At 66.0% G+C, this 26,990-nt stretch carries 23 protein-coding genes; 11 read left to right on the top strand and 12 right to left on the bottom strand.

Annotated elements, in window-relative coordinates; genetic code table 11:
- The first annotated feature begins 13 nt into the window (after positions 1–13).
- The 5 genes from BIU97_RS07835 (at position 14) to BIU97_RS17225 (ending at position 13,390) form a co-directional block, all read left to right on the top strand.
- Positions 14–4,723 carry a sacsin N-terminal ATP-binding-like domain-containing protein gene (locus tag BIU97_RS07835; protein ID WP_083404562.1) on the top strand — a complete coding sequence of 1,570 codons (4,710 nt, stop codon included), beginning with the start codon at positions 14–16 and terminating at the stop codon, positions 4,721–4,723.
- Entirely contained in the window at positions 4,720–6,237 is a 1,518-nt protein-coding gene (locus BIU97_RS07830) for an NERD domain-containing protein (protein WP_071297374.1), read from the top strand. Before BIU97_RS07835 ends, BIU97_RS07830 begins: the two co-directional genes overlap by 4 nt.
- Positions 6,238–6,419: 182 nt before the next feature.
- Positions 6,420–9,428 carry a helicase-related protein gene (locus BIU97_RS07825; RefSeq protein WP_217640101.1) on the top strand — a complete coding sequence of 1,003 codons (3,009 nt, stop codon included), beginning with the start codon at positions 6,420–6,422 and terminating at the stop codon, positions 9,426–9,428.
- Entirely contained in the window at positions 9,337–11,220 is a 1,884-nt protein-coding gene (gene drmB / locus BIU97_RS07820) for a DUF1998 domain-containing protein (RefSeq protein WP_302846695.1), read from the top strand. Before BIU97_RS07825 ends, drmB begins: the two co-directional genes overlap by 92 nt.
- Before the next feature lie 637 nt (positions 11,221–11,857).
- Positions 11,858–13,390, top strand: coding sequence for a DNA cytosine methyltransferase (locus tag BIU97_RS17225; protein ID WP_083404563.1), 1,533 nt, complete (start codon positions 11,858–11,860; stop codon positions 13,388–13,390).
- Positions 13,391–13,838: 448 nt separating this feature from the next.
- Here the strand turns inward: BIU97_RS17225 and BIU97_RS18265 are convergent, their stop codons facing one another.
- From BIU97_RS18265 to BIU97_RS07795, 4 genes are all read right to left on the bottom strand, one after another.
- Positions 13,839–14,534: a PTS transporter subunit EIIC gene (locus tag BIU97_RS18265; protein WP_071254346.1), complete on the bottom strand. Its 696-nt coding sequence runs from the start codon at positions 14,532–14,534 to the stop codon at positions 13,839–13,841.
- Positions 14,534–15,337, bottom strand: a complete 804-nt coding sequence (locus BIU97_RS18260) for a PTS transporter subunit EIIB (protein ID WP_071297371.1) — start codon at positions 15,335–15,337, stop codon at positions 14,534–14,536. Before BIU97_RS18260 ends, BIU97_RS18265 begins: the two co-directional genes overlap by 1 nt.
- A gap of 61 nt (positions 15,338–15,398) precedes the next feature.
- Positions 15,399–16,322, bottom strand: a complete 924-nt coding sequence (gene murQ / locus BIU97_RS07800; RefSeq protein ID WP_071254350.1) for an N-acetylmuramic acid 6-phosphate etherase — start codon at positions 16,320–16,322, stop codon at positions 15,399–15,401.
- Between the two features lie 8 nt (positions 16,323–16,330).
- On the bottom strand, positions 16,331–16,720 hold the full coding sequence (locus tag BIU97_RS07795; protein ID WP_071254352.1) for a MurR/RpiR family transcriptional regulator: 390 nt from the start codon (positions 16,718–16,720) through the stop codon (positions 16,331–16,333).
- A gap of 23 nt (positions 16,721–16,743) precedes the next feature.
- On the opposite strand from BIU97_RS07795, the gene BIU97_RS07790 reads away from it, so the two are divergent.
- From BIU97_RS07790 to BIU97_RS18330, 4 genes are all read left to right on the top strand, one after another.
- Positions 16,744–17,130 carry a hypothetical protein gene (locus BIU97_RS07790; protein WP_071254354.1) on the top strand — a complete coding sequence of 129 codons (387 nt, stop codon included), beginning with the start codon at positions 16,744–16,746 and terminating at the stop codon, positions 17,128–17,130.
- A 100-nt stretch (positions 17,131–17,230) separates the two neighbouring features.
- Complete coding sequence (locus tag BIU97_RS07785) at positions 17,231–17,677, top strand: hypothetical protein (protein WP_071254356.1); 447 nt, start codon at positions 17,231–17,233, stop codon at positions 17,675–17,677.
- Between the two features lie 429 nt (positions 17,678–18,106).
- Positions 18,107–18,565, top strand: a complete 459-nt coding sequence (locus BIU97_RS07780) for a hypothetical protein (RefSeq protein WP_071254358.1) — start codon at positions 18,107–18,109, stop codon at positions 18,563–18,565.
- Positions 18,562–19,233 (top strand): hypothetical protein, encoded by a 672-nt coding sequence (locus BIU97_RS18330; protein ID WP_254782935.1) that lies wholly within the window; start codon positions 18,562–18,564, stop codon positions 19,231–19,233. The genes BIU97_RS07780 and BIU97_RS18330 overlap by 4 nt, the downstream gene beginning before the upstream one ends.
- 830 nt (positions 19,234–20,063) lie before the next feature.
- Here BIU97_RS18330 and BIU97_RS07770 read toward each other — a convergent pair.
- Positions 20,064–20,531, bottom strand: coding sequence for a very short patch repair endonuclease (locus BIU97_RS07770; RefSeq protein WP_071297369.1), 468 nt, complete (start codon positions 20,529–20,531; stop codon positions 20,064–20,066).
- Between the two features lie 111 nt (positions 20,532–20,642).
- Positions 20,643–21,293: an NUDIX hydrolase gene (locus BIU97_RS07765; RefSeq protein WP_071297368.1), complete on the bottom strand. Its 651-nt coding sequence runs from the start codon at positions 21,291–21,293 to the stop codon at positions 20,643–20,645.
- 88 nt (positions 21,294–21,381) lie between these two features.
- Between BIU97_RS07765 and BIU97_RS07760 the strand changes: the two genes are divergently transcribed.
- Positions 21,382–22,353 (top strand): ADP-ribosylglycohydrolase family protein, encoded by a 972-nt coding sequence (locus BIU97_RS07760; RefSeq protein ID WP_071297367.1) that lies wholly within the window; start codon positions 21,382–21,384, stop codon positions 22,351–22,353.
- 169 nt (positions 22,354–22,522) lie between these two features.
- On the opposite strand, the gene BIU97_RS07755 is transcribed toward BIU97_RS07760, so the two are convergent.
- Together BIU97_RS07755 and BIU97_RS07750 are read right to left on the bottom strand one after the other, a co-directional pair.
- Entirely contained in the window at positions 22,523–23,119 is a 597-nt protein-coding gene (locus tag BIU97_RS07755) for a hypothetical protein (RefSeq protein ID WP_071297366.1), read from the bottom strand.
- A gap of 3 nt (positions 23,120–23,122) precedes the next feature.
- Positions 23,123–23,689 carry a hypothetical protein gene (locus BIU97_RS07750; RefSeq protein WP_071297365.1) on the bottom strand — a complete coding sequence of 189 codons (567 nt, stop codon included), beginning with the start codon at positions 23,687–23,689 and terminating at the stop codon, positions 23,123–23,125.
- Positions 23,690–23,712: 23 nt separating this feature from the next.
- Here BIU97_RS07750 and BIU97_RS07745 point away from each other — a divergent pair, with 23 nt between their 5' ends.
- Positions 23,713–23,934, top strand: a complete 222-nt coding sequence (locus BIU97_RS07745) for a DUF1653 domain-containing protein (RefSeq protein WP_071254378.1) — start codon at positions 23,713–23,715, stop codon at positions 23,932–23,934.
- 4 nt (positions 23,935–23,938) lie between these two features.
- On the opposite strand, the gene BIU97_RS07740 is transcribed toward BIU97_RS07745, so the two are convergent.
- From BIU97_RS07740 to BIU97_RS07725, 4 genes are read right to left on the bottom strand one after another with little or no spacing between them, the layout of a single operon-like run.
- Positions 23,939–24,418, bottom strand: a complete 480-nt coding sequence (locus tag BIU97_RS07740; RefSeq protein ID WP_139195949.1) for a hypothetical protein — start codon at positions 24,416–24,418, stop codon at positions 23,939–23,941.
- Positions 24,419–24,441: 23 nt separating this feature from the next.
- Positions 24,442–26,247 carry an alpha/beta hydrolase gene (locus tag BIU97_RS07735; protein ID WP_071297363.1) on the bottom strand — a complete coding sequence of 602 codons (1,806 nt, stop codon included), beginning with the start codon at positions 26,245–26,247 and terminating at the stop codon, positions 24,442–24,444.
- Positions 26,244–26,519 (bottom strand): hypothetical protein, encoded by a 276-nt coding sequence (locus BIU97_RS07730; RefSeq protein ID WP_071254385.1) that lies wholly within the window; start codon positions 26,517–26,519, stop codon positions 26,244–26,246. Before BIU97_RS07730 ends, BIU97_RS07735 begins: the two co-directional genes overlap by 4 nt.
- Before the next feature lie 59 nt (positions 26,520–26,578).
- A complete protein-coding gene (locus tag BIU97_RS07725; RefSeq protein ID WP_071297362.1) occupies positions 26,579–26,932 on the bottom strand; it encodes a hypothetical protein in 354 nt (117 codons plus the stop codon).
- Between the last annotated feature and the right edge of the window lie 58 nt (positions 26,933–26,990).

Raw genomic sequence — 26,990 nt, 5'->3', positions numbered from 1 at the left:
TTCAGGTGCGACGTTGGACCTCAAATCGTGGGAGCCGGACGCGTCGCTCGTGCGCGAGGTCGTGGACCAGTTCAGTCGGACTATCGAGTCCTACCGGGTCCATCCGCACCTGGTCTCCGAGCATGCCAACCACGAAGAGTCGATCCGTACCGGGGGCTACGCAAACCGCACGCTTCTCGAGCTCATTCAGAACGCGGCCGATGCTCTGGCAGGTGGTGCCGAAACTAGCAGGGACCACTCGGGACGGGTCGAGATAGTCCTTGACACAACCCGCGGCGTGCTGTATTGCGCGAATGCGGGAAGGCCGTTCTCCAAGAGCGGGCTGACGGCCGTCACGATGGCCTATCTGAGCGAGAAGCGCGGCGACGAAATTGGACGCTTCGGTCTCGGATTCAAGTCAGTTCTCGCGGTCTCGCAGGCGCCGCAGGTGTTGAGCCGATCCATCTCGTTCGAGTTCAACTCTCCGCAAGCTCGAACCGAGATGGCAGAGGTCACGAAGGCCAAGAGGTATCCAATCCTCCGGACCGCCACAGTTCTGGACGCAGCAACTGAGCTCGAGCGAGATCCCGTGCTCGCGGAACTCGGGTCGTGGGCCACGACGATCGTCAAACTCCCCGCGGCGACACACCTCGAGCGTCTACGCGATGAGATACGAGGGTTCACCTCCGAGTTCCTGCTGTTCGTCGACGCGGTTCGGGAAGTTCGGTTGCGTGTGATCGGAGACGAGCCGTTCGAGACAAGCCACGTGTCCCTCGATTTGGGGGACAAGAGGTTCAGGATCGAGCGCCCAGATGGCAGTGGAGACGAATGGATCGTTCAAAGCGACATGCACAAGCCATCGCCGGAGGCACGACACGAAGTTGGCGAGGCAGTGTCACGTGAAAAGGTGAAGGTCACAGTTGCCATCCCGATTCAACGCAGTCAACTTGGTCCAGGGCAGTTCTGGTCATACTTCCCGCTTCAGGACAAAACCTCGGTAGGAGCGCTGCTCAACGCACCGTGGAGCGTGAACGACGACCGCACAAATCTGCTCGAGAATCGATACAACCGCGAGATCATCAGGACTCTCGCCGGGCTCTTTACGCCGTTGCTCCCTAGGTTGCGGACCCTTGACGACCCCGCAGGACACCTGGATTACCTGCCCGCTCGCGAGCGTGACCAAGAGAGCCGTGGATTCGCCGGAGACGCCCTCCGAACACACATCCTGAGTTTGGCCGGCACGGGCCAGTACATTCCGGACAAGGCTGGTCACCTTCGAAACGGGTCGGAGCTCCGTCCGCTGGACCCGTCGATTCGCTTCGAAGCCATCGTCCACCAGGGGTGGATGGCGTCGCCCCACACTGGTGTCGATGTACCTCACTGGCACTGTTACAGGTCTTCACAGAGAGCTACGCGCCTTCGGGATCTTCTTTTGATCGCCCAAGAGCCGGACCTCGACCCCAGCGCCCGCGACGTCCGTGCAGCGATGGATCGTATGCCCAGGCGCGGCCTCCTGAGCTGGCTCCGTGAGTGGGCTGAGGGTGATGACCCCGTCTCGTCTGGAAACGCTCTCAAGACGGTCATCGGACACATCTCGCTTGAAGGAATTACGTCTGCCAAGGTCATTCCCACAAGCGATGGCATGAAATCACTCGATGACCGAAGTGTCGTGTTCCTTCATCAGGAGGAAGGACTGGTTGTCGACGGCGCAGTGTTCGTAGACCCTGCGTTCCTGGCGGAGGGCGGGGTCGAGGCGCTCCTTCGCAGCCGTGGCTTCCGGGACCTAGATCCAGAAGCGATCCTCGACGCACGGTTGGCGACGCTGCCCACCGAACCCTCCAGCGAGGACCTCGAGAGGCTCTGGGACGCGGTCCTCTCCGTCAGCCTGGGCACGGCCATCAAGTCGATGAAGGTCTCAAACGCGTCGATCAAGGTCCCGACGCGGGACGGAGGCTGGGCATGGCCACAACAGGTAGTCGACGTGGATGCGACGCTGCCCGAGCGCTTCGCCTCGCGAATGCTCGACCGGAGTCGATCAACGGCTGAGGTCGCATACAAGCTCGGGGTCGCTCGGAGCCCGATGAAAGACTTCTCCCTTGAGGACGAGGCGGAGTACCAGGCTTACCTCACCGCTACCGTGGCCGCGCTCAACAATCAGCGGGGGCCTGGTGAGCGAGCCATCGAACGAGTGGAGGTTAGTCCGGGGTCAGGGCCTGGACCATTTTCTGTGTTGCTCATGTTGCGGGACGCTGAGGCAGCGGAACAGCTGCGCGCGTCGTGGACGACTTTGCTCCTGGAGCTTCCCGAGCATGAATGGTTCGTCGAGGATCTCGACACCGGACGCACTCACGGAATATTGCCTCCGTCTCGATGGGCGGTCCAACAGGCAGGTCTTCTCCCGACATCGCGAGGGTTTCGGGTGCCGAGCGACGTTGTCGCACCTTCGCTCGTGCGCTTCGGTGCGCTCCTGCCGCTTTTCAAAGGCTCCCACCAGGTCCAGGTTGCCCTTGACCTGCCAAACGAGCTTGACGCAGTGCCGGCACACCTGCTTCGGGAAATGCTCGAGGATGATCTCTTCCCGTCCGTTAACGACTCAGTCCTGACCGAGTTCGTCCTCGCAGCCACGAAGGCCGCGTACGCCGGTGAGCAGCCGTCGACAATCCCGGCTAGGGTTAGGCGGCTCGTCGAGCCGCATGCGCCCTCGACAGTGTTCCTTGCGTCCACGGAGGAGGAAGAACAGTTCCTTCGGAGCCGGCAGCGACCGTTCCTGAGGGTTGACCCGGAGCTGGTTGACGAGTTCGTCGACCTAGTCGGATGCCGTCGGTTCGCTGACAGCTTCTCGTTCGCAATGGTTGTAGAAGGCCAGCAGGACGCCCAGCGAGTTCTTGACGTCTACACCGGGCTTCGTTCGGCTTACGGGGCCGCGCTCGCTTCGGCGAAAGTCTCTCGCGCCCTGCTCATCGCAAAGCGGGTGGTCACCGAGGATGGTGCGGAGGACCAGCCGCGAGACTGGCACCTTGATGGTCAGGACCTGATCGTCAGGAGCGATGCAGACGACCGGAGAATCCTCGATTACATCAACAACGCCTTCGATCTTCGCCTCGACAACATCCGGCTCGCTGAGATCCTTCAGGCGGGTTTGGACAATAAGCTTGAGCTCCTTCGTCAGGAGGCGCAGGCCATTGGGAGCGATGTCGAACGTCTCGACCACTACGTCGGCCCCGACGACTTGAGGGAAGCGCTTCCGACAGGGCTTTGGAGCGCGCTTGAGGCGCAGGGCCTGGTCAACGACGGGACTCCCGTCGCGGAACTATTCCTGATGGTCTACGGCTCGGACGCCCTCCGCATCCTGGCGGACAGGTTCCGAGACCTCGGGTATTCGGACGTTCCGGAGGCCTGGGGCAGCACGGGACCTGCTGTGTCCTGGGTACGGAAGATGGGGTTTAGCGCAGAGTACGCGGGTCAGCGGAACCAAAAGCAGCCCCCGGAGTTCGTCGTCCCTGGCGCGGTGGTGCTGAACCGTCTGCACACCTACCAGAAGAAGATCAGCGAGGATCTACGTACCGTCCTGACGCAACCGTCAGCTCAAGGTCCTGCGCAGAAGGCCATGGTCGAACTGCCGACGGGCGCGGGCAAGACCCGTGTCGCCTCCGAGACCGTCCTCAGGCTGTTCGTCGACGAGGTGCTCTCGGGGACGATCCTTTGGATTGCACAGTCGGAGGAGCTCTGTGAACAAGCCGTTCAGACCTTCCAAGCCGTCTGGCGCCATCTCGGCGATGAACGACCCCTGACGATTGGGCGTTTGTGGGGCTCGAACACCGTTCAAGAACCAGGAACCGAACTGTCTGTAGTTGTCGCGACCGACGCGCAGCTCGCCCAGCTCATCGGACGGGGCGACTATGAGTGGCTCAGCAAGCCGGCGGCAGTCTTCATCGACGAGGCTCATCGAGCGGGCTCGTCGGAATACACCAAGATCCTCCGGTGGCTTGGCGTCGATGGACGCCGCTGGGAGAGGCCACTAGTCGGACTATCCGCAACCCCGTTCAAAGGACGAGCGGGTGATGACAGCGGGACCAAGGAACTAAAGGCGAGATTCGGCACCAAGCTGGCACTGCCTTACCCAGAACCGTACAAAGAGCTCGTGAAGCTTGGTGTACTTGCAAGTGTGAGGCATGAGGTATTGCCGACCGGACTCGACTTTGAACTGAGTAGCGCCCCTTCTGGTGATCCTCGGTCCAACAAACTGATCGACCGAAACCTCTACGAGCGCATTGGCCGCAACGAACAACGCATGCGGATCCTTGTCGAACACATTCTCCAGACGCTCGAAGCGCACCCAGAATGGCCCGTACTGGTCTTCACCCCGAGCGTGCTCTCGGCCCAGGTCCTCTCCGCATCTCTGCGCTATCGAGGGATCGCCGCTGAATCTGTCAGCGGACAGACGAGCAAGCAACAGCGTCGAAAGGTGATTAAGCAGTTCCAGAACAATGAGATTCAGGTTCTCGCCAATTGTGACCTCCTCGTTCAGGGTTTTGACGCCCCGGGTGTTCGAGCGCTTTACATCGCGCGCCCGACCTTCAGCCCAGGCGCTTATATCCAAATGGCAGGCCGCGGCCTTCGGGGAACCGAGAATGGCGGAAAAGACGAATGTCTCATCGTCGATGTAGCCGATAATTGGGGTGCCATGAACGACTTCCTCGGATACCACGACTACGAGGCCCTCTGGGCGGAGCAGCGCGGATGATCCTTGTTCCTTCGCTGACCGATATCGAGACAGCGTCCCGCAGTGAAGCCGAGCGGCGAGTCGCCCGACTCCTTCGTGATGTCGAGGCTGACGCCGACGCAGTTGCCTTTTATTCTGTCGGTCTCCGCTCGCACGCGTACAAACAGCAGGCAGAAGCTGATTTCGTCATCCTGTGGCGGGGAACCGTCGTTGTCGTTGAGGTCAAGGGCGGTGGCGTGCGAAAGCACGACGGTATCTGGTACAGCATTGATCGCCGTGGAGACTGGCATAAGCTCGGCACGTCCCCGATGGAGCAAGCACGATCGGCGGCGTACGCGCTCCGTGACATCCTCGGTGCGCAAAGGCTCGGCTGGTACGCCCACGAGGCTGTCGTAATTACCCCAGACATCGACGCTCCACCAAACTCGGTTGACTGGAAGCCCTCGCACTGGCTGGCTCGTGACTCAATGACAGCGACAGAGCTATCTATGGCGCTTGACATGGTGGTACGGGATGCAAGGAGGGCGCCGCACGGAGAAAAGCTCGCGCGGCTGGGGGACCTGCGGGAGCGTCTCTTCGGTGAGTTCACTCGGATGCCGGTAGTAGACGCACAACGCGGTGCGGTGATCGAGGAGCAGAACCGTGCCACGGTCGGCCAGGCGCGGGTTCTCGCAGCCCTGGCGCGAAATCAGCGTGTGCTCGTCTGTGGGGGAGCAGGCACTGGGAAGTCCTTGATACTTGTCGAGGCTGCGAAACAGGAAGAGGAGCAAGGGAGGTCCGTGCTCGTGACGTTCCGCTCCCCCTCGCTCTTGCGGTACTTCGCGCCGCATCTCGGTAATCGCAACGTCGACGTGATTCCTTTCGCGGACGTCGAGAGTTCGGGTCCCTACGATGTCGTGCTCATCGACGAGGCACAGGACATGATGACCGCGGATGCGATGGACCGCCTCGATGGTGTTCTTGTCGGTGGGCGAGCGTCCGGTCGGTGGCGGATGTTTCTGGACCCCAATAACCAGGCACACGTCGACGGCGACTACGACCCGGATGTGGCGGACCTGATCGCCGCCGAGGCGATCCTCGTAGACCTATCGTTGAACGTTCGCAACACGCGTGCGATTGTGCATGTTGTTCAGGAGTACCTGGGTGCTGACGTCGGCGATCCGGGGATCGTGCACGGCGAGCGCGTGCAGTGGCTGACCAGGAATGAGGTGGTTACAGTCGGCGATGGCCTGAAGATTGCGCGCGAACTCGCGGCGGATGGAGCTCGGAAGTCTGACATCTGGGTGATTGACCCGCGGTCCGTAGCGGCGCCCACTACTGTCGATGGCATCGTGGTGACGAGCCCTCGCTTCGCGAAGGGGTTGGAGGCTGAGCACGTCGTCGTGTGCGGGGTTCCTGAGGCTCTGGACGACTTCGGGACTGCAGCCTTTTACGTCGCGGTGACCCGCGCTCGTGTCTCCCTGCACGTGGTGCTCTCCAGGCAAGACAGGAGCCGACTTGAGCAAACACTAGGGCAAGGGATATCGACTCGATGACATTTACTCATGCTCAGGCGATCGTGCTTTCGCACATGCGATCGGCCTACGTCGGGCCGGACAGCGGCGACAGGGAGGTGATCTACAACCCGCCGAACAGGCAGTACGCCGTCGGAATGTTGTTCCCGCGAGACGGAGCGCCTGAGTCCGACCTTGGTGTCGTCCCGCCCGAGAGTTGCGACGTGGACAACGACCTGATGAGTGAGTTCGACGGTGAGGTAGAGGAGCAGGGAGCCGCGGTCCCAATCGCCGAGGACTGGAGGCCGTCATCGGCCGCGATCTCCTTCGTCACCGACAGCGATACCGTAGCGTGCACTGTTGCCGGCGCAACCTACGCCGTCGTCGAAGGCGACGGTCCGCCGAGCTGGCGCCGGACGCCCTTTACGATCCCGAGATTGTTCCTTGCGCCGGACCGTCGGGTACACGAGCATTCCGTTGGCGGCGTACCCATCGAAATTGGCAGTCGTTGGAGGCGCTTCGGCGATGTGCAACTGGTGACCGTGCACCTACGTGTTCTGGCTTCGTCAACCGGCGACGACCGCATTGACGCCACCAACATGCTGTACCAAGTCGCGCTCGTCGTGTCCCCCGCCGGTGGTGGAATGATCCGTGATTACGACACTCGGCGCGCCTTCGACGCCGACGACGAGTCCGCCGAGCTGCGTCTGAGGTTCAGGCGTCGTAAGATATACGCCGTCGGACACGGTATGGCTGCGGATTGGACCGTTTCCGACGGCGTGTGCACCGAGGTGCGCCTGGAGCCGGTTCCGCATTTCGTGGTCCCCGACGTCGAGACAACTGCCTTCGAGGATGAAACCCTTGAAGCGGACGCCTTGCGTCTCGAGCACCTATCGACGCTGGACAATAACGCCGATCAAGTTCTCGAGTCGCTGCGGGCATTCGTCCGTAGGTTTGGGACGTGGGTCGAGGAGCAGGAAGGGCGGATTGGGTCGTTCGGCCCGGACCGCGAGGTTGCCGGTCGAATCGTCAGCCGGTCAAGAGAAGCGTTCGTGCGAATGAGCAAGTCTGTCGACCTGCTAGGGCTGGCGGGCAACGGCACCCTTCGGGAAGCGTTCTCCCTCGCCATGGCCGCGATGCGGTTACAGATGCGGCAAGCAGTCTTCGCCCGCGACGGCGTTCGGTCCGAGCCACGCTGGCGTCCCTTCCAGCTGGGCTTCCTCCTCGTCGCCCTCGCATCAACGGTGGATGACACACACGAGGAGCGAGGGCTCGTCGACCTGATCTGGTTCCCAACCGGCGGCGGGAAAACCGAGGCTTACCTCGGGCTAGCGGCGATTGAGATCTTCCGTAGACGCCTCTCGGACGGCCCGGCAGGTGGTGGCACTGCGGTCTTGACTCGTTACACGCTGCGACTGCTTACCTCTCAGCAGTTCCAGCGAGCTGCCTCGCTCGTATGTGCCATGGAGCTGCTGCGTCGCGCGGACAAGATTGGTGACCCGCGCGCAACCCACATGGCACCGTTCTCGATCGGACTGTGGGTGGGCAACGAAGTAACTCCGGGGTCGCGCAAGGACGCGAAGTCCGCTTTGGAGCGGCTTCGGAAGGCCGCCCGGCCTGAAGAAGCAAATCAGTTCCAGGTAGAGAGTTGCCCCTGGTGCGCAACGCCACTTCTTCCCCGCTTCCGGTCTCCCCGCCCGGATGACTATGGAGTCAAGATGGTGGGTCGTGACATCGTCATCCACTGCGTGAACTCGGCTTGCGAGTTCGCCGATGATATCCCGGTGCGCGTGGTCGACGAGATGCTCTATGAGGAGCCCCCTACCATCCTGCTTGCTACGGTCGACAAATTCGCACGTCTGCAGTTTCGCCCTGAGGCCGGTCGTTTGCTCGGTCTGAACACGGCGTTCCGCCAGCCGTCAATAATCATCCAAGACGAGCTCCATTTGCTTTCTGGGCCACTTGGCACGACGGTTGCGGTGTTCGACGCTGTGATCCAGATGCTGCTCAACGCGAATGGCTCGACGCCCAAGATCGTCGCGTCGACCGCTACAATTCGGGCCTCGGATGAGCAGGTGCAGGGGCTGTATGGCAGGCCGGTCGCGCTGTACCCGCCGTCCGGTCTCGATGACGATACGACGTTCTTTTCCCGACCGGTTACGAGTGGCGAGGGTCGCCTGTACCTCGGGCTGATGCCCCAGGCCCTTTCGCAGATGTCAGCGACAGTTTCGGCGTCAGCCCCCTTGGTGGAGATCCCAGAAGTTCTTCGGCGACACCCGGACGCAGGGACGAGCCTCGACGCATATTGGACCGCGGTGATGTACCACAACAGCCTTCGGGAGCTGGGGCGCACCGGAACCCTGATGATCGACGACGTGAACGCCCGCCTGGAGCCTCGCGCCGAGCGCATGGGGCATGAACTTCGCACGGTTCGAGCCGGCCGGGTGCTGGAGCTGACAAGCCGACGCGGACCAGAGGAACTGCCGAACGACCTACGTGAACTGCGTCGAAGTGCCGACGACTCCGACCAGGCGGTCGACATTGTCCTCTCGTCGAACATGCTTTCTGTCGGTATTGACATCCCGCGACTGGCACTGATGCTGATGGTCGGCCAGCCCAAAACCACCTCCGAGTACATTCAGGCAACGAGTCGGGTCGGACGAGGCAAGGTTCATGGCGTCGTCGTCACGCTGTTCCGTTCGAACCGGGCGAGGGACCGTTCCCACTTCGAGACGTTTCGCGGCTACCACGAGGCTCTCTACCGAAGCGTCGAGCCGACGAGCGTCACTCCATGGTCGTTAGCGTCGCGCGAGCGCTCGCTCGCCGGTGCTCTAGTAGCGCTGGTTCGTCACCTCGGACCAGGGCTGTCCTCCAATGATGCAGCCAAGGACCTCGACCTAGCCGATGCTGGCCAGCGGAACTTGGTCGACCGGCTGGTCAGCGGGCTTCTCGAGCGGGTAGCAAGTGCGGACTCGGTCGAGACGTCGGACACGCGCGAGCGAATCGTCACGCTGCTCAACGAGTGGGACCGTCGAGCACGAGCCGCTCGCGAGGCTGGTGAGCGCCTTCTATACGATCGCGCGACGGCGGACGACTCCGCATTGTTCAAGAGGTTCGGGCAAGCTGGCGAAGGTTGGCTGGTTGCCGACTCGATGCGTTCGGTCGAACCCAACGTTGCGGTCGAGGTACGCGAGCCATTTGAGGAGGGGTCCATTGCAACGGATCAAGCATGACCTGAGACTGTCGGAGACAGTGTCACCCTTCGGCGTCGGGTCCGTCATCGACATTCGAGGGGAATCGCTGATCGCCCCCGACACTTCGTGGTGGGATGAGCGCTATTCGCCGGAAGTTCATTGCGAGCGGCTCGTCGAGCGGCTCGGACCCAGCGTGCTGCGAGAAGCGCCCACCCACTCAGGACGAATCGGCAAGGACAACGCGACTTTGCTGTACTGGCGGTTCCCGGCTTGGAGATTCTGCGAGCGATGCTCCAGGCTCTCCCAGAGAACTGGTAAAGACCGGGGCAAGTGGGTCAATAAGTGTGAATGCGGCGGCATGCTCGTGCCTATGAGATATGTCGCGGTTTGTAAAAAGGGTAGTCATCTCCAAGATGTCCCTTGGTTCATGTGGGCTCACCGCGGACATGACGCTGGCGTGACAGAGTCCGTGCGACACTGCCGAGCCTATAAGGAACTTCGGCTCGTTCGTTCGGCCAAGCACGGTGAGGGCCTGAAGTCTCTTCGGGTGGAATGTGGCGGCTGCAAGCGGTCCCGCCCGATGTCGGACCTTCTTAGCAAGGACGCTCTCGGTCGCGACGGTCTCCGGTGCAAGGGCACCCAGCCGTGGCAGGATCCACGGCAGGATGGGGCTTGTGAGCATGGACTTGTCGCCGTCCAGCGGGGCGCAACGGGAAACTACATAGCGGAACGGATCTCCGCTCTGGACATCCCCGAAGAGAAACCGCCGACGGTTTCGCTTAGGGACGTCATCCGAGCACACGCTGATTTCGGTCGAGTGGTCGACGACAACGGCGGGCCCAAGGCGTCGTTGATTGCGGGGTGGATCGCCGACGAGGTCGGTGCCACGGTTGACGACGTGCTAGATCTGGCTGCAGCGGGCGAGTTGCAGCAGGACGAAGTACTCGCAGACCTCAAGGATGGCGAGTGGGCAGCTTTCTTGAAGAAGCTGGCAACGTCCGGACGTGACCACAGCGAGGGCGACTTCGTAGTCGACTCGTGGCAGACCTCGGAGCTTGCAGGAATTCCTGCGACGCTGGCACAACGTCTGACCGCGGTCGGCCAGGTGCGGCGAGTGCGCGAGGTTCGGGCTCTCAAGGGCTTTCGCCGGTACTCCGCTGAGGCGGAGATGATCTCAGCCGACTTGTCGCTGAAGGGCAAGCGGAAGCCAACTCTTCCAGCCGTCGAAATGTACGGGGAAGGCATTTTCCTCCAGTTCAGCGAGCAGTTTCTCACAGAATGGGAGCAGCATGCCGCGGTTCGCGCGCGGGCCCGAATTCTATTGGACCGACGGGCAAAGACGCAATGGGCGAATCGGCTGGACCTCCCCGAGGCCCGGTTCGTCGCCCTCCACACCATCGCTCATCTCCTGATTCGCCGACTTGCTCATGCGTCCGGATACTCGTCTGCTTCGCTTCAGGAAAGGATCTACGCGAGCTCCTCCCGTCCCGACCGCATGGCTGGTGTGTTGATTTACACAGCAGCGGGCGACGCGCAGGGCACCTTAGGTGGCCTCGTGCGGCTCGGTGACCCAGATAGGCTCGTTCCGATGCTTCTCGCAGCAATCGACGACGCCGATGTCTGCTCTAACGACCCAGTTTGCATTGAGAGCGACAAACAGGGTGCCTCGAGCCTCAACTTGTCGGCGTGCCATGGATGCTCCCTCGTGAGCGAGACATCATGCGAGACCGCAAACCGACTTCTGGACCGTCAAATGGTTCTCGGCGGTCGCGACACGCCAGGGTTGTTGGAGGGCGTACTCAACGAGGTTCGTTCGCTCAGCGTGCCCTAGCTGCTTACCAGCAGCGGAATGAGGTTTGGCCGGGGCTTTGACGACTGACTAGATGCGGTCGGTGACCAGCTGCTGGTCCTCGTGCTCCCCGAATCGCAGAACGTGCAACCGGCGGACCTCAGCACGTCGTTGGTCTCCTCATCTCGCACTTTGTTGCGTTGGAGCTTGGCGGCCCACCAGTCGGAGTCCGCGAGCGGCTGCGTGGCATGCTCGGGCCACCCCTGCAAGAAGCACCCGTCCATGAAGACCGCTACCTTTGCATCAGGGAGGGCGATGCTTCGCCTTGCGATTCCAGGCACCGCGCACACGACGCGGTAGCGAAGACCGCGATCGCGTGAGACCAACGCGCGTCAGCTTCCGGCTTCGTGTCTGAGCCGACGCGCAGAACCCATGCGTTGGCTCACTGCCAGGCTCGAGATCCCTGGATGAGGACCGGCGAGGGGCGTGGGAGCCACAGTAGCTCGAGTCGACACTCTTGTGGCCTCGCCGTCGCTGATCCGCCAGTACTTCAAGTCAGACGAACCGGCGTGTGGCCTTGTCGGAGGCCGTCCCCAGACGTGAAGTGCTGGCCGGACTATGGCATCGCTCCACGGCCCTCGCGCGCCGGCGCCCACGTAGCGCCGGCTAGTATTACCGGGTGACATCTGAGGGACACCGCCGCGCCCACATCACTGTTCTAGATCTGTTCGCAGGATGTGGCGGTCTGACCGAGGGGTTTCACCAGTACCGTCCTGAGGGCGTCGCGAACCCGGTGTTCCGGAGCGTCGGCGCGGTCGAGTGGGAGCCAGCGGCCGCCGCCTCTTACGCAGCGAACTTCGGCGCTGGATCGTCTCGGCTTGGTGATCATGAAGCACCGGAGATCGTCTGCCGAACCATTGTCGGTTGGGAGCCACAATGGAAGCCAGGCGAGATTGATGTTGTGGTTGGGGGACCGCCGTGCCAAGGGTTCTCCGGGCTGAACCGCCAGAAGGTGGGTCCAGAGCGAAATATGCTCTGGGAGGAGTTTATTCGAGTGGTGGTCGCTCTTCAACCGAAGGTGTTCGTGATCGAGAACGTCGACAGGTTTCTCCGGTCCGCGGAGTTCGTGGATCTCAAAAATCGGATCGGCGGAGCGGACCTAACCAACTATCGTCTTGTCGACCCCGGCTCAAAGCCGGGTGAGACAGAGCTTGACCGTGACAAGCGCTATCTGCTGAACGCAGCGAACTACGGTGCTGCGCAAGCCCGTCGACGTGCGATCGTGATCGGGGTCCGCACCGACGCTGGTCTCCCTGCAACCGCGCTGCGTTATCCCAAGCCCACGCACTCCCGGAAACTCGGCGGCGGAGCGTGGACACTGGGGGACCCCGACGGTTCACCCGGCTCGCTTGCCGCACAGAGCGCATGGGTAACCGTGGACCAGTTGTTCGAAGAAAGTGCGCAAAAAACCATCGGAGGCGACCTGCCAGCCGCGCCAAGGTCGCGAATCCCTGGAATGAAAGGCAACTTCGTCGGCCCGTTCTTGACAACGGATCTTCACATCGGAAGGAGACCAGAGCCGATCTCGATGTGGCGCTACAAAGCGATCCCGAGAGGTGGGAATCGAAAAAATCTTCGCGGTCGGTATGTTTGCCGCTTCGATGACGGAAGCGATCTTATCCTTGAAAAGGTGGGTGACTACAGGTACGACGGCGGCGGGCTGAAGGTTCTTGGTGCGCACAACGTTGTCGTTGGAGGCGCCGTTACGGAGCGCCAAGTCTCCGTACGCTCCGCTCTTTCCGTTACAGATGACAAGAGATCGGGTGGCAGCCGCAGCAAGTCAGAAATGTTCCACGTTGTTCTAAGTGAGGGCGACGTACATCGGAATGCTATCGTCGAGTACCTCTCCACCGTGGCGTGGGATTTGCATGACACCGGCTCTGGCGACGTCATGGGCCGACTTCGGAGTGGTGCGCCTGCGGTGACCGTCCGGACAGAGTTTTTCAAGCCTGAGAAGGGGCGATATCTTCACCCAACCGAGGACCGGCCGATCACTCACTTCGAGGCGGCGAGGCTTCAAGGGTTCCCGGACGACTTCAAGTGGTACGGATCCAAGCTCGAGATTGCGAAGCAGATCGGCAACGCCGTGCCCATCCCGCTCGGGCGCAAGATAGCCGAGTCGATCTACCAATATCTGCGTGGCGCCGTGTGAGCCTCGGGCCGCTCTTGAACGGGCACCGCGCAGCGATTCCGCGTGGGCACCCACCGCTGGCACCCCCGTGTGGCACTCCGACGCCCGGCCATAGCGAAAGTGGCCGTCGGCAATAGCGAAAGTGGCCGTCGGCAATAGCTGGGTGGCCAGCGAGCTTGCTGTTGAGGCGGCGACTTTGAGGTGCCTCGCGGCGAGGAGGTCGAGTTGGCAACGGGCCCGGGCCAGTGGTCAAACGTCGGAGAGAGCCAGGATGTCTGGCTGCTTTGCTCTCGGGTGGTGTAAGACTGCGCGCCGGTCTCTGACAAGTCGCGAGGGAGTGGTGACGTAGGTATTTTGCACCTTCCGTATCCGCAGCGGCTCCCGCGTTCCCACTATGAGCTCCGACAGTGAGACGACGATCACCAGCGCGAGATATACCTGAGGCATCCTTCTGACGTCGCCACGGAAGCTACTGCAAAACGGACGTCGACGCTTCCCGCGACTTCAGCGGCAACCTCGGAGCAACGGGATGGCCAGCCGGTGCCGACGACTGCTCCTCGAGATCGGCCTTCACCGACGCGGACACCCCGAACAACAGCGTCGCCACGAACCCCACGACGTACGCCACCACGAGCCCCGACCCGTACCCGAGCAACGCCCACCCGTACCCTGACAAGCCGTTCAACAGCGGAATGAGCGACAGGTCCGAGGCCCCGATGGCGATCGCCCCGACGGAGTGCCCGAGCTGGTCGAACAGTCCCACGACACCGCCACCGAACGCGCCACCGATGCACGCGGTGATGAACGGCCGACCCAGGGGGAGGGTCACGCCGTAGATCAGAGGCTCGCCGACCCCAAGGAACCCTGCTGGCAGCGCACCACGGATGGTCCGCACCAGCGAAGCGTTCGACCGGAACCGCACCCACAGCGCGATGCACGTACCGATCTGCCCGGCACCACCCATCGCCAGCACGGGCAACAGCACGGTCCACCCGGTCCGGTCGATCAGGGTGGTGTGGATCGGGATGAGCCCTTGGTGCATGCCGGTCATGACGAGCGGCAGGAAGAGGCCTCCGAGCACGAACCCGGCGAAGGCCCCACCGTTCGCGAGAAGCCAGGTCGCCGCGGCCCCGATCGCGACGGAGACGACTCCGGCGACGGACATCAGGATCCCAGCGTCACCGAGCCGGCGACGAGGACGGTGACGGTCGGGACGACGATGAGCGCGATGACGTCCGGAGTCACGCGCCGCATGAAGCGTTCGACGTAGGCGGCAAGGATGCCGCCGGCCAACGCCCCGAGCACGCCGCCCTGCCCGGGAGCCAGGGTCTCGCCGAACACCGTGACGTTCGCGACGCTGGCCGCGACGATGATGCCGCCCACCGCACCGCCGAGGATGGGCGTGCCGCCGAACTCCTTCGCGGCGTTCATCCCGACGAACACGGCGAGCAGCGACAGGAACCCGGACGAGAGCACCCCGAGGAACGGCGTCACACCGGGCACCCATCCCAGGTTCGTCAGGATGCCGTTGATCCCGGCGATCAGCCCGCAGGCGATCAGTGCGGGGATGAGCGGGATGAAGATCGCGGAGATCTTCCGGATCGCGCGCATGGTGCGGCCGTCGGAGCGGGACCGCGCGGAGGCCTTGATCGACGCGCCGCGAGCGGCGAGCTCCTCGGGCGACGCACCGGGCCCACCAGCCGCAGCAGACGGGGCGGCCGCGCGCAGGGCCTCCACGTCGTCGGCCACGCGGTCGACGAGACCCGGGCCGAGCACGATCTGCAGGTTCGAGCCAGCCGCGATGGCGGCCATGACGCCGTCGGTGGCCTGGAGCGCCGGCAGGTCGACCGACGCGGGAGACGAAACCTCGACCCGGAGTCGGGTCATGCAGTTCTCGACGTCGGCGATGTTCGCGGAGCCTCCGACGGAGTCGAGGATCTGCTGGGCGAGTTGCTGTGCATCGGGCATTGCTGTGCTCCTCGGGGGAAGGAATCGAGCGGAAGGAAAGTGGACAAGGGGAGAGCGGGGTCTACAGCACGGCGCGCAACGAGCCGGATGCAGCATCGAGACGCGAACGCACGTCGCTCGCGGAGGCACCGGTCAGGATCACCGCGATGGCGGTCTTCACCTCGCCATCGGCTTCGGACAACGCGGACGAAACGATCGAGTCGGGAGCGCCGGTGACGTCCTGCACGAGCGAGAACGCCCGGGCGACGAGCTTCGCGTTCGTGGCCCGCACGTCGACCATGCGGTTGCCGTAGGTCTTGTGGCTGCGCACCATCGCGAGCGTGGTGAGCATGTTGAGCACGAGCTTCTGCGCGGTCCCTGCCTTCAGGCGGGTCGAGCCGGCGATGCACTCGGGACCGACGACGACGTCGATGGCGATGTCCGCCTCCCGCCCCGCGGCCGAGTCCGGGTTGCACGCGACGGCGACCGACAGGGCGGAGCGGCGCCGGGCCTCCAGGATGGCTGCGATCACGTAAGGCGTCCTGCCGGACGCGCTGATCCCGACGACCACGTCGTCGGCCGTCAGGCCGAGCGCGTCGAGGTCGCGGACGGCGGCGGCTTCGTCGTCCTCCGCGCCCTCCACCGCGGTGGTCAGGGCGGGGTCGCCGCCGGCGATCACGCCGACCACCTGGCTCGGGTCAGTACCGAAGGTGGGCGGGCACTCGCTGGCGTCGAGGACGCCGAGCCGGCCCGGCGTGCCGGCGCCGACGTAGACGAGTCGGCCGCCTCGCGCGAACGCCGCGGCGATCGAGTCTGCCGCCAGGGCGATGGCCGGGAGGCACGGCTCCAGTGCCGCAGGCACGCTGCGGTCTCCGGCGTTCATGCGCTGGGCGGCTTCCAGCGTGGAGATCGTGTCGATGTCGTCCAGTGAGTGGTCGGTCGCCTCGGTGGTGAGGGCCGCGAGTTCGTCGCGGAGGGCGTCGTGGGTTTCGTGCGTCTGGTTCATGGTGGTGCTCAGTTCCGGTGATGGGTGCGGACGGCGTCGCGGCTGCGGGCGAGGAGCGGCTGGGACCGCTCGTCGGTGCGCTGCGCGACGACGATGAACAGGGCGTCGACGATGGCCAGTTGGCTCATGCGGCTGCCCATGGCGGCGGGGCGGAGGTCGTTCTCGGCGCCGACTACACCCAGCAGCACGTGGTCGGCGTGGCGGGTCAGCGGAGAGGTGGCGTATCCGGTGATCGCGACGACGGTGGCGCCGCTTTCGTGCGCGACGGCGGCGACCTCGAGCGCCTCGACGGTGGTGCCCGAGTGGCTCGTGATGACGAGGACGTCCTTCGGGCCGAGGGCGCTCGCGAGGGTCAGGGCGTTGTGTGGGCCGTCCGCTGCTGAACGCCACGCTGTCATCGTGCGTGCACCAACGATCACCTGTGCCGATCGGTGAGGTGTTCGCGAGCCAGGGCGCGAAGGACGGGTGGGCGGTCACCGGGCAGAACCTGTTCGGCCGGAAGGACCCGACCGAATCGTCCTGGGGCGCCCACGACTTCAGTTCCGAAACGCAAGGGACTGGTGCCGACAAGCTGCACGGTGTCACGCATCACGGCCCCTACGACGGTCAAGCGGGCAACAACGATGGTCGGTACTCGTACTTCGACAACGGCACGACCGCGCAGTACAACTCCGCCAAAGCTGCGATGGGACTGGGCAACACGATCCCTGAAGACGACGGCCCGTTCGATCGGATGCGGCAGCAGACGAAGGACAATTGGTTCATGTTCGAATGGCAGACAGGACTGACCGGTGATCCGACGTTGTAGCCGACGCCTCGGCGCGATCGTCGTCTCAGTCGTCGTCATCACGGTTGTCGCAGCATGTAGTGCGGCCAGCCCGCACGATCCCGATGGTGAGGACGCAACGATGAACATCGAGCAAGCCCATCAAGACGTCCTCGACATCGTCGCTGCGGTGCAGAGCGTCGTCGGCACGGACGGGTGGGGCGACGACGATGCAGGCTGGAACATCTGCAGCAGCGGCGGGAACGCCGCCGCGCAGTACTCGTACGCGACCACGCGCAAGCTCCCTCTGCCTGGTTCTCCAGACGACGTCGCAGGGAAGGTCGCGCAAGCACTCGACGCGATCGGATACGAAGGAGCGCGTGTGCAGCACGACACGACGCTGACGCCGAAACGTACGGTGATCGGGTATCCGAACGGGTACAACGGTGGTACCGCACCGGACAAGTTCGGTATCCAGTTCCAGGTGAACGACGGATACGCTGACCTCTCGGTCTACGGACATTGCGTGCCCGGGGAGGTGCCGAAGCTCGGCACCTCCTTGAACCCGCGCCCCACCGATCTGTCGTAGTGCGGCTCGCCGCCGCAAGCGCTCCGCGGACGGACAGGACCAGCGTTCTGGACGTCTGCAGACGCGAGGCACCGGTGAGCTGTCATTCGCTACGCGGCCCTCTCGCTTTGGTGATGATCGGCTGTGCCGGATCGGATTCCTCCAACGCAGGGATTGCGGAGTCGAAGACGACCCCTGCTCTGGCTCATCGGGACAGCATGGACGTGCTCGACACGATCAAGAGCGTGAGGGGAAGCCAGGTCCCCCTCGGTCGGAAGCGGCAGCAGACGAAGCACGATTGGTTCATGTTCGAGTGGCAGACAAGATCGACCGGTGATGCGACGCTGTGACCGATGGGTCACCGCGGGTGCGTTGTGTGCACTCGCGGCGTCCCTCGTATCCGGCTGCTCGGACACCGGACCTCACGCGCCAGCGACCAAGGATGCAACCATGACGCTGCAGGAGTCACGTCAGGACGTGCTCGACACGTTCACCGCAATCACGTCCGTCGTCGGGGAGGACGGATGGGCTGCGGGGACGGAGTCGGAATGGAACGGCTGCGACTCGCACGGCGAAGCGGGCGCGCAGTTCATGCTCGCTGCGATCCGGAACCAGCCTCTCGCCGGCACGCCGGATGACGTGACGAAGCGGGTCGCAAATGCGCTCGAGTCGAAGCTGGGTATGGAGGGCCTCCGTGTGCAGCACGACGAGACGTTGTCGCCTCGCCGGACGGTCGTCGGTTACCCGAACGGCTACAACGGCGGCACCGCCGCCGACGGCTACGGCTTGCAGTTCCAGACCGACCCCGGCTTCGTCGGCGTCATCATTTACGGGCACTGCGTGGCCGGAGAACCGCCCGAGCTCGGCACGCCGTTGAACCCGCGCCCCTCTGAATCGTCGGAGCGGTGAAGCAATTGAGAACCGGAAACGATCGAGGAGACGCCGGTGATCACTCCTCCAACCTCTCAGCGGCCCCGACCAACGTACGCAGCGCTGACGGACGGGACGCATCGGTGATCCGGCACGCTCGGCGGGGCGCGCTCGGGATCGCCATCGCGATCTCGGCCGCGCTTGCTGTGACCGGCTGTGCGGGCGCGAGCCCCTCGGATGGAGCAACCAAGGACGCGAGGATGCCCCCGGAACAGGCCCGTCAGGACGTGATCGACGTGTTCGACGCGATCAAGAGCGTGGTGGGTGAGGACGGATGGAACGACGACTTCGAGTCGTCGTGGGATTCCTGCCCGTCGGCGTCGGGCGCCTCCCAGTTCAGCTTGTACGCAGCCCGTCGTCTACCACTGAGCGAATCGCCGGATACGCTGACGAAGCGGATCGCCGCAGCGCTCGAGGCCGCTGGCTACGAGAAGGTGCGGGTTCAGCACGACGACACGTTGCAGCCACCGCGGACCGTGATCGGGTATCCGAACGGCTACAACGGCGGCACTGCGGACGACGGGTTCGGCATCCAGTTCCAGTCCGGCACGGACTACGCCGCCACGATCATCTCCGGTCACTGCGTCCCTGGTGAGCCGCCGAAGCTCGGGACCCCGCTGAACCCGGAACCCACGGATGGTCCTTAGCGCAGCTCCCCGCGGTGAGCCGTCGGGATGACCCACGGGCCGCCCGCAAGGCGGTGACGTTGCAGGCGCCACATCACGGGTGCTCGACACCTCCAGCGTAACCGCGCCGTAGGTTCGCCAGGGCGGACGAGATGAGGGGATCAGCCTGGAAGGAACGCTGCAGACGCATCACGCAGGTGGCCGTATCGATCGCCGCCGCGGTGCTCCGGCACTTGTGCGCAGGCTCCTGCCGTGAAGGACTCCTCGATGACGCCCGAACAGTCCCACGAGAACGTGATGAAGATCTTTCGATCGGTGCAGTCCGTCGTGGGAGCGGACGGCTGGGACGAGGGACAGTGTCGGGGCGGAACGACTGTTCATCCAACGGCGACGGTGCTCAGTTCACGTTGACCGCCATCCGGAAGCATCCGCTACCTGCAGCACCTGACGAGGTCACTCGAGGTGTCGCGAAGGCGTTGGAGACCGACGTCGAGCTGGACGGTGTCCCGGTGCAGCACGACAACACCCTGCGTCCACCGCGGACGGTCGTCTCGTACCTCAACGGCTCCAACTGTGGGACCGCGGCGGACGGGTTTCGGCGTGGAGTTCCAGTCCGGTACGGACTTCGCCAGCCTCCTCGTGTGCGGACACTGCGTGCCAGGCGATGTGCCGAAGTTCGGAACACCGATGAACCCGCGTCCCACCGATCCGCCGTAGCCCGGCTCGCCGACGAGGGCGGACCAGCGCCGCGCCTCCAGACTGGCGGCGACGACGGAAGCCGCCGCCGTCCGCGATCTGGCTCACGCAGCCATCTGCGCCGGGCGGAGGTCACGCTCGGCACCGCCCATCCCTCACCGAACGGAGGCGCTCCGGGCAGCTCGACCTGCTGCTGACCGACCGGCGATCGCACCCCACCGATCGAGCTCCACCTCGACCCGGTCCGCCACGCCGGCCATGTCCTCGTGCTCCCAGAAGCGCAGCACCCGCCAGCCCTCGGACACCAGGACCGCCTCGTTCCGCAGGTCTCGTCGCCGGTTCCCCTGGAGCTTCGTCCGCCACAGCTCGGCGTTGGCCTTCGGCAGGTGCGCGTGCTCGTCGCAGTAGTGCCAGAAGCAGCCGTCCACGAACACCGCGACCCTGGCCCGTGGGAAGACGAGGTCCGGACGCACCCGGCATCGGCGGCTGACTGCCCGGTCGACGAAGAACCGCCGTCCGCGCCGGTGCAGCTCGCGGCGGAGCGCGAGTTCGGGCGCCGTGTCCCGGCTCCTGAACCGGGCCATGTGCCGGCGTCGCGCATCATCGGCTTCCCACCGTTCCATCCGGCGATGGTCGCGCAGGTGCTGCATCCGGGCAGGTCCGCCCTGCGTGTCGGGGGAGGAACGCCGGGCCCGTCCGGGTGTGGAGGAACAGGCGCGCACGAGCGCCCGCGCTCACACCCGCCGGTACCGCGCCGCCGGCTTCCCCGGCCCCGACGCGGCGCGTTCCCCGGTGTCGACGAGCATCGGCACCATCGCCCTCCGGAACGAGTCCGGCAGCAGCCGCTCGCCGAGCACCGCCTCGTGCACGGCCCGCAGCTCGGAGATCGTGAACGGTTGCGCGAGCAGTCCGTGCGGGTCCGGCGCGCCCGCGTAGGTCGTCCGCAACCGTGCGACGGCGAACGCCAGGATGTCGTCGTGCCCGTGGACCATCCCGGTGGCGTCATCGACCGGCACGAGCTGCGCCCCAGCGCGCTCGAGCCCCGGCGCCAGGGCCGCGAACGGCACGACGTCGAGGTGCGCCACCGACAGCACCCACCCGCGGCTGTCCCGCGAGGGCTCGTCGAACACGTGCAGCTGCGTCGGTGCCAGCCCCGCGACGCCGGCCTTCTCGGACAGCGAGCGCAGGACGGCGGCGGCGAGCCGCTCGCCCTCGTGCACGAAGGTCCCGGGCAGCCGCCAGTCGCCGGCTTCGGCGTCGCGCACCTGCACGACGGACAGGGGGCCGCCGGGAGGCACGGTGAGCACCGCGGTGTCGACGGCGACCGAGGGCCGCGGGTAGTCGACCAGCCGCTTGCCGCTCGCGTCGCGGTACTCGTTCACCATGACGGCGAGTTTACGCACACTTGCGCAAACTGTGCGGAGCGTGCAGACTCGGGTTTACGCGATTCTGCGCAAACCGAAGGAGGCGGCCATGCTGACCACCGAACAGACCGACCGGGCGATCGGTGCCGTCCTCGGCTCCGCCGCGGGCGACGCCCTGGGCGCCGGCTACGAGTTCCGCCCGGCGGTGCCGGAACCGACTCCGATCCGGATGGCCGGCGGCGGCTCCTTCGGCTGGGCGCCGGGGGAGTGGACGGACGACACGAGCATGGCCGTCCCGATCCTCCGCACCCTCGCCCGTGGTGGCGACCCCGCCGGCGGGTCTGCCCTCGACGGCCTGGTGGCGGCCTGGGCGGACTGGGCACGTACTGCGCCCGACGTCGGCATCCAGACACGCAACGTCTTGACCGGTCTGGAGGCACGGGTCGCCTCCGCAGCGCGCGCCGCGGCCCGGCAGGAGCACGACTACAAGGGGCAGTCGGCCGGGAACGGCTCGCTCATGCGGACGGCGCCGCTGGTGCTCGGGTACCTGACGGGTGCGGTCGACGAGGAGCTCCGGCTGGCCGAGGCGGCGCGGGCGATCAGCGACCTGACGCACTACGAGTCGGACGCGGGGGATGCGTGCGTGCTGTGGTGCGTGGCGATCCGGAAGGCGGTCCTGACGGGCGAGCTCGACGTCATGGCGGGGCTCGACCTGCTCGACCTCGACAAGCGGCGGGTGTGGGTGGACCGCATCGTGACGGCGGAGCACTCGGAACCGGTCGACTTCACGGACTCGAACGGCTGGGTGGTGTCGGCGTTCCAGGCGGCATACGCGGCGGTCAGGCAGAGTTCGAGCCTCGAGGACGCCCTCGTCCGAGCGGTCCGGACCGGCAACGACACGGACACGGTCGCGGCGATCGCGGGCGGCCTGGCGGGGGCGCTGTACGGGGCGGGTGCGCTGCCGACGGAGTGGCGGGAGCTGCTGCACGGGTGGCCGGCCCTCCGCGCGGACGACCTGGTCGCGCTGAGTGAGCAGGCGCTGAGCGAGCAGGCGCTCGCCGTCCGCGCAGCGGCGGTCTGACCGCGCGAACGCCGCAGGCTGGCGGGGCGGCCGGTGTCGGAGGGTGCTGTGGGGGGACTCTCCGGCACCGGCCGTCCGTGGCGGAGGTGATCCGAGCCTCCCGGCCGGTCCGGCGACCACGTCGGGTGTGACACCCGCTCGCTCGATCGCCTCCGGCGAGACGGAGCCGTCACTCGTGCCGGGCGGTGGCGACGTAGCGGCGGACGTTGCGGATCCGGTGGCGCATGAAGACGGTCATGACGACCGCGACCACCAGGATCGCGACGAGGAAGACCCGCGCGAAGCCGGGGTACCAGTCGTTGCCGTGCAGCAGCGACGATGCCTGGCTGCCTGCGACGCTCGCGGAGAGGAACAGGAACTGCCCGAGTGCGATCGGCAACGCGATCGACGTGCCACGTGCCCAGTCGACGGCTCGGTGTGCGAGCGCGGAGTCCGGCGGTTGGATCGGTCGGGCGGAGAAGACGGCCCGGCGGATCGTCCGCCGTCCGGCCGGGTCGAGTCCACGGACCGGGTCCTGCGTGGCAGGCATGAGTGCGAGGGTGGCGGCGATGAGGGAGGCCGCTCCGCTGAGCCCACCGAACGTCAGCGCTGACCCGATCACGGCGAGGACATGGCTGGCGCCGTCGGCGTCCGATCCGAGTCCGACGGCGGCCAGGCCGACGATCGCGCCCACGGCGACGCCGGCCGCGGCGATCCAGGCGGTCCGACGCCAGGCACGTCGTGCGGTGTCCTCGAGGTCTCCCGTGCTGCCGACCCTGCTGGGCACCGTTCAGCGCTCCGCGGTGGCGGCGAGGTACCGCCGCGTGCCGCGGACGTTGCGGCCGGAGGAGATCGCAGCGGCGATGCCGACCACGACGAGTGCGGTGACGAACACGCGGCTGAAGCCGGCGCTCCACGCGTCGTCGCGGATCACGTTCGGCATCTGCGGGCCGCCGATGCCGGCGAAGAGGAGCAGGAACTGGGCTCGGGCATGCGGCAGCGAGGCCGCGGCGCCGCGGGCCCACTCAGCAGCTCGGTCGGCGAGGTCCGAGTCGGACGGCTCGATCGGCCGGCCGGCGTACACGGCTCGCTGGACGGCGCGACGATCGGCTGCGTCGAGGTCGCGCACCGGCAGCTGCATCGACGGGGCGAGCCGGAACGTGGCGGGCAGGAGTGAGACGGCACCGCTCAGCCCGCCGAGGGCGAGGGCGAAGCCGAGGACGGTCAGGACCCGTTCGAGTGCCGACGCGTCGTCCGTGACCAGCACCCCGACCACGGCACCGACGACGAGCGCGACGATCACGATCGGGACGGTCCGGCGGCGGGCGCGGGCGGCGATGTCCTGTGGTTCCCCCATGTGGTCCACCCTACGATCGGGACGTGACCGACACCGTGACGCCAGGCCGCTACCGACACTTCAAGGGGAACGACTACCGGGTCGTGCTCGTCGCGCGGGACGTCGAGACCGAGGAGCCGGTGGTCGTCTACCAGGCGCTGTACGGGGAGCACGGGCACTGGGTGCGGTCGCTCGCGGACTTCACGGCGCACGTGGTGCGCGACGGATACGACGGGCCGCGGTTCGTGCGGGTCGAGGGCGACTGATCACTCAGTCGGCGTCGGCGTCGGGTGCTGCGACGCAGATCGACTCGACGGTGACGGTGGTCGTCCGGCTGTTGGCGGTGACGACGACCAGGGGCTGCCCGTCGTCGTCGGCGGTCGCCTGGTGCAGCGTGCCGTACTCTCCGACGTCGGCGGAGCGGACGGACACCGTGCGGTCCTGCCCGCGGAGCGTCTGCACCACCGTCCCGATCCAGCGCGCCGGGTCGGCCGGCGCCGAGCCGGCGGCGTTCCAGTGGTACTGCCGACCGGCGTGCGGGTCGCCGTCGATGGTGCACTCGGCGTGCGCCGGCTCCTGCTCCCGGCTCGCCGAGGACCACGTCGAGCCCTCGATCCCGAACACGGTCGCGAGTGCCTGCTCGGCCTGCTGCTTGCCCTGGTCGCTCTGCACGGGGTCCTCCTGCTTCTGATCCGCTGCGCACCCCGTGATCATCCCTGCCAGGCAGGCGGTCAGGAGGGCGGCGGTCACGGTCGATCTCTTGCGCATCATCATCACCACGGAGCCAGGGTCGCGACGCCCGTGTTGAACACGGACGACGTCTTGCGGTCGAGGTAACCGTACGGGTCCCCGGCGTCGACGTGCTTGAGCGGATCGTGCACGGTGACGCCCTTCTCGGACCCCGACGATCCGAGCCCTGGCACGTTCACGTCGTCGCTGCCCGTGCCGAGCGGCTCTGCTCCGAAGTCCGCGTCGCTCGGGTCGGTCCGGCGGCTACCCCACCGACCGAGCGGTGCGACACTCTCGTCGCCGGTCCCCGCGTAGACGTGCTCGGCGTGGATGTCGTCCGCCGAGTGGATCGACGTCGGAATGCCTGCGGAGCCCAGGCTGACGAAGCTCTGCACGTGCAGGTCGGCGTCCTCAGACAGGGCGATCGACGCAGTGGTCGTGCCGTAGGAGTGTCCGACCACGTTGAGCACCGGGCTGTCGCCTCGACTGGCCCGGAACCCGCTGAGGTCGTCGACGAGTCGCTCCGCTCCCGCTTCGGCCTTCTTGTTCGACAAGACCTCGAACGGGTCGACAGTGGCCATGACCGGGGTGTCGTAGTTCACCCAGGCGACGACCGCGGTCTCCGACGGGTCGCCGGTGATCCCGTCCTGCACTTCCTTGATGTTCCGCGCTGCGCGTTGCAGGACCGTCGAGTCGCCCATCGTCGTCCCCATGCCGGGGACGACGTAGCTCACGTTGTCGACGGTGTCGAGGTTGCCCAGCGAGATCGCTCCGAGCGGCGGCTTCCCCGCGGTGAAGGACACCACCTGCACGCGGACGTTCTGCCACTCCGGCCCGTTCGGCAGCTGGCTGCCCCGGGCGGCGCTGGCGAAGTTCTCGAGCTGCTTGTTGAGCTGTCGTTCGTCCTCGAGCTTCGACGCGAGGTCGTACGGGCGCAGGTTCTTCGCGACGGCGTCCGCCACGGCGGCTTCGAGGTCGGCGAGGCGCTTGTCGGAGGCCGCCTTCTGTCGCTGCAGTTCCGTGCGGTTCGCGGTGTCGCGCGCCCAGTAGGCCACGCCGTTCAGGTTCCCCATCGCGGCGGGGAACGCCGCGAGCAGCGCGTCCTGCGCCGCGGAGTGATCGTCGTAGGAGCCCTTGCCCTGTTCGCCACCGAGGTCCGACCACCACTTCGCGACCGCATCCGGGTCGTCCAGCGCAGCGAGCTTGTCGGCGATCGCGGTGTTGCCGGCGAGGGCGGCGAGCTCCTCGGGGTGCAGGCCCTTGAGGTAGGCGAGGAGTTCAGGACCGCTCATCGCGTTGACCGCGGCGGTCGAGGGCGGGATGACACCGACGACGTCGGTGGTGCCGAGGGCCGACACGGCCTGCGCATCGGCTGCCTTCCGCTGCGAGACCAGGTCGTCCCAGGAGCGTTCGAGGGCAGCCTTGGTGGTCTGCAGGACCGCCTGCTGCCCGGCGAGGGCACCGAGTTGGACGGCGTCCGTGACGTCGTCCGAGCCGGCCAGCTTGTCGGCGCGCTTCGCGTTCAGGGAGAGCTGGTCGGCGGTGTGCTGCTGCTGTGCAGCGATGACCGCGGCGTCGCGCTGGATCTGCTCGATGCGGGTCGCGTAGGCGAGGAGCGCCGACACCGCGTTGTCCACGTGCGTCGCCGTGCGTTCGGCGCTCGCCGCGACGTCTCCGGCGGTCGAGACGAACGAGCCCTTGGCCGCGCCGGTCCAGTCCGCGTCGGAGACCGAGCCGGCTTCGGCGCTCGTCCGGGACGACGCCGAACGGATGGCCGTCGCGTCCTGCTGCAGCGCGGTGGCGAGCGAGCGGATGCCCGCGGGGCTGCCAGCGGTCGGATCGGCGGTCACTTGCCCGCCTTCGCTGCGTTCGCCGCGTCCCACTCCTCGTAGGCGGTGATCGCAGCGCGTGCTCGTTCCGCGAGGGCGGCGGTGTTCGCCTGGACGCCGTCGATCATCGCGCCCTGCACGCGGGTCGCCGTCGCGAAGGCGGCCTCGACGTCAGCGGACCCGAACGCCCCACCCGCGCCCTTGGTGCTGATCGAGCCGAGTGCAGCTGCGTCCTTGTCGATGCTGCTCGCGACGGAACGGACTGCACCCTTGTCGAGAACGATCTTGTCCACGGACCCCACCTTCCCCTTCCCCCGTGTTGCGGTCGACAGCTTAGCGGCTGGGGGTCCGATCAGTCAGGGTCGTCGGTCGGACCGTGCTGGGTAGCGGCCGTGCAGACGGACTCCATGTCGATCGAGGTGTGGTTGTCGTTCACAGCGACGACGACGGCCGACACCAGGCCCTTCGACCCGACGACCTGGTACGAGGTGCCGTAGTCCTCGAGCGTCGTCGAACGGGTCGTCACCTTCCAGCCGTGGTCGCGCAGCGTCGACCGGACACGGGCGACGTACTCCTCGCCGTCGGGGAGACGCGGCGCCTCGACGCGCCACTGCAGGACCAGCGAACCGTCGTCCGAGCCGATCGTGCACGGGGACGACTGGGGCTCGGCGGCCCGTTGCCAAGCGGGACCGGGGACGGCCTGCACGAGACGCAGTACGGAGTCTCCCTGCGCGCGCGCCGCAGCAGAGCTCGCTGTGGGCGAT

Source organism: Curtobacterium sp. MCBA15_009, from assembly GCF_001864895.1.
Taxonomy (GTDB): Bacteria; Actinomycetota; Actinomycetes; order Actinomycetales; family Microbacteriaceae; genus Curtobacterium.
Note: the sequence above shows the minus strand (reverse complement) of the source record. Positions and strands in the feature narration are given on the sequence as shown.

Excerpts from the sequence above, each read along its gene's own strand:
- BIU97_RS07785 (WP_071254356.1), top strand. The coding sequence starts at position 17,231 with ATGAACATCGAGCAAGCCCATCAAGACGTCCTCGACATCGTCGCTGCG.
- BIU97_RS18260 (WP_071297371.1), bottom strand. The coding sequence starts at position 15,337 with ATGCCCGATGCACAGCAACTCGCCCAGCAGATCCTCGACTCCGTCGGA.
- BIU97_RS07765 (WP_071297368.1), bottom strand. The coding sequence starts at position 21,293 with ATGGTGAACGAGTACCGCGACGCGAGCGGCAAGCGGCTGGTCGACTAC.
- BIU97_RS07760 (WP_071297367.1), top strand. The coding sequence starts at position 21,382 with ATGCTGACCACCGAACAGACCGACCGGGCGATCGGTGCCGTCCTCGGC.
- BIU97_RS18265 (WP_071254346.1), bottom strand. The coding sequence starts at position 14,534 with ATGTCCGTCGCCGGAGTCGTCTCCGTCGCGATCGGGGCCGCGGCGACC.
- BIU97_RS07750 (WP_071297365.1), bottom strand. The coding sequence starts at position 23,689 with ATGGGGGAACCACAGGACATCGCCGCCCGCGCCCGCCGCCGGACCGTC.
- BIU97_RS07795 (WP_071254352.1), bottom strand. The coding sequence starts at position 16,720 with ATGACAGCGTGGCGTTCAGCAGCGGACGGCCCACACAACGCCCTGACC.
- BIU97_RS07830 (WP_071297374.1), top strand. The coding sequence starts at position 4,720 with ATGATCCTTGTTCCTTCGCTGACCGATATCGAGACAGCGTCCCGCAGT.
- murQ (WP_071254350.1), bottom strand. The coding sequence starts at position 16,322 with ATGAACCAGACGCACGAAACCCACGACGCCCTCCGCGACGAACTCGCG.
- BIU97_RS07780 (WP_071254358.1), top strand. The coding sequence starts at position 18,107 with ATGACGCTGCAGGAGTCACGTCAGGACGTGCTCGACACGTTCACCGCA.
- BIU97_RS07770 (WP_071297369.1), bottom strand. The coding sequence starts at position 20,531 with ATGGAACGGTGGGAAGCCGATGATGCGCGACGCCGGCACATGGCCCGG.